General features: G+C 44.9%; 1 protein-coding gene. It reads left to right on the top strand.

Features of this window, described 5'->3' with window-relative positions; genetic code table 11:
- Window positions 1-42: 42 nt before the first annotated feature.
- Window positions 43-1,122 (top strand): 2OG-Fe(II) oxygenase family protein (locus FTV09_RS17830; protein WP_180059013.1); only part of this gene is annotated, 1,080 nt, incomplete at its 3' end.

The following is a 1,122-nucleotide window of genomic DNA, read 5'->3' on the forward strand; positions in this document are numbered from 1 at the left end:
CAGAAACAACCGCAAATTCAAAAACACAAAGACAACCTAATAATGGCGCCATCAATCAAAAACACAGAAACCTATGACAGAACCAAAGATATCAAGGAGTTCGACGACGCGAAAATCGGTATCAAAGGTTTAGTCGACTCAGGTATCACCACCATTCCCCGCTTCTTCGTCCACCCACCCGAAACACTATCAGACATCAAACCCATGTCCAACACCACCCTCCCTGATCCTGGAGTCATTCCAACTATTGATTTATCTGGCCTTACCTCTGACCTTCGCTCCACCATAGTGGAAAAAGTTGCATGTGCTTCGCGTGAAATGGGATTTTTTCAGATTACCAATCACGGAATTGAACCAGAAGTTCTGGAGCGTGTGATTGGAGCCGTCAAAGACTTTCATGAACAACCGGCAGAGATCAAGGCTCGGGTGTACCGTAGGGACATGAGCCCTGGCTTTGCTTTCTTGACTAATGTTGATTTGTTTCACTCTAAAGCTGCTAACTGGAACGACGCATTCTATTTGAGGATGGGTCCTACTCTCCCAGAGCTGGATGAAATTCCTGAAATAATAAGAGATGAGATGCTGGGGTGGGGTCAATACACGAAAAAGCTTGCAGAGGTGTTGATGGAGCTGTTGTGTGAAGGTTTGGGAGTGGAGAAGGGAAGGCTGAAGGAGTTGTCATTTACAGAAGCGCCAATAATGGTGGGCAACTATTATTCCTACTGTCCACAGCCTGATTTAACGATGGGGATTAAGTGTCATACAGATCCTGGAGCATTGACGATTTTGCTACCCCATCAGAATGGCCGGCTTCAGGTTAAGCATGGGCAAGAGTGGGTGGATGTTAAATATGTTCCTGGAGCTCTTGTTGTTAACATCGGAGATATACTTCGGATTTTGTCCAATGACCAATATAAAAGTGTGGAACATAGACTGTTAGCTAGTTCATCTCACGAACCAAGAGTTTCAGTAGTTGTTTTTTTCCACCCAAGTGAGAAAGAAAGCTTGTATGGACCCCTGCCAGAGCTTATATCACCAGAGAAGCCAGCTCTTTTTCAACAATTCAAATATACGGACTATTACCATAGGTGGCACACAAAGGAGGTAGATGGCGGATCGTTG

Origin of the sequence: Acinetobacter sp. YH12227 (genome assembly GCF_013417785.1) — a bacterium.
Taxonomy (GTDB): domain Bacteria; phylum Pseudomonadota; class Gammaproteobacteria; order Pseudomonadales; family Moraxellaceae; genus Acinetobacter; species Acinetobacter gandensis.